The sequence below is a fragment of the Pseudomonas sp. PME37.24/006 genome, from assembly GCF_055556635.1.
On sequence record NZ_JBVHNL010000191.1, the window covers coordinates 1 to 257 of the forward strand.

1 protein-coding gene is annotated in these 257 nt (G+C 67.3%); it reads left to right on the plus strand.

The genetic code is table 11. The features are described from left to right. On the plus strand, positions 1 to 257 hold a 257-nt coding region (locus ACZ3GY_RS24365; RefSeq protein ID WP_465912356.1), incomplete at both ends, for a hypothetical protein.

Consider the following 257-nt stretch of genomic DNA (forward strand, 5'->3'; position numbering starts at 1 on the left):
TCACGGATGCGCCCGCCCTGCCGCTGCCCTCCTCGCCGCATCCCGCTCAGCAGACAGCGAACGACGGCGTAAGAAAGCTGCAGATCCAGTTTTCGTCGAACGGCGACACGACGCTCGCGGTCCAGTTCTCCCCCATCCTGGCCGCGCCTGCCCCCACCCTGACGTCGCTCCAGAACTGGCAGCTTGAGCCAGAAGGCGCCTCGCGGGCCACGGGCCTCCGAGTGAACGGTCTTGACGTTCCCGGATTCTCGCCTTCG